This is a genomic window from bacterium (assembly GCA_029210545.1).
In the GTDB taxonomy this organism is placed as follows: Bacteria; BMS3Abin14; BMS3Abin14; order BMS3Abin14; family BMS3Abin14; genus JARGFV01.
Genome location: JARGFV010000207.1, coordinates 1 through 801 on the forward strand (window position 1 = coordinate 1; position 801 = coordinate 801).

1 protein-coding gene is annotated in these 801 nt (G+C 47.9%); it reads left to right on the top strand.

The window, feature by feature from the left end; all coding sequences use genetic code 11:
* Positions 1-369: 369 nt before the first annotated feature.
* The gene (locus P1S46_12320) at positions 370-789 is read left to right on the top strand and encodes a prepilin-type N-terminal cleavage/methylation domain-containing protein (protein MDF1537249.1); all 420 of its coding nucleotides are present in this window, start codon (positions 370-372) and stop codon (positions 787-789) included.
* Positions 790-801 lie beyond the last annotated feature (12 nt).

The window sequence follows — 801 nt, forward strand, 5'->3', positions numbered from 1 at the left end:
GGAGAAAGTCCGATTACCGCTATTGTGCGATATGTTCTAATAATTTTTTCAATGTCCACTGGTGCTTCCATTAGTTGTTTATAAATTTATGCTATACTAATATCACAGTTTAAATGTATGTCAAGCTGCCGTGACAGGTCCGTCTTCGCTAACGTCATCCGGCCAGCTTCGGCCTTCGTTACACCTGCGGTGTAACTTCGCCATAATCGCAACCTGTCTTGGTGAAAAATTGCACAACCAGTTAGTGATATTGTTATAGTTGTTTATGTTAGAATATTTTGTTATATAAATTCTGTGAATAACGACAACAATAACATGTGGCGCCCCTTGGCCATGAACCATTACCTGGGCCGGAGAAGAGATAATATATTGAAAAAATCTCAGGGGTTCACCCTCATTGAGCTGATGATCGTTGTTGCTGTCATCGGGATCCTGGCTGCCATCGCCATCCCCAACTTCCTCAACCTTAAGGATAAGGCGATCTGGGGGACAGCCAGGGCCAACCTGGAAGTAGTACGGACCTCGCTGGCCGGATACTCCGCCGACAGCATTCAGAACCTGTACCCATTGGGAACTTTTGATTTCGCGGCCTTCAGATCTGCAGTTCCCAAAGCTAATCTACCGGCCAATGAGCCCCTGTCAAAATTGCGTACAGGCAGCTTCAGCTACACAAGCACAGACGGGAGCTCCTTTTCCGTATCGGCCAGAGCGGATAACAGGGCTTATGACCTCATGGTCGCGTCGCCCAGCGGTATTACTCCTGCGACCTACGACGACTACGTGCGGTAGGCTTTCCAGGCA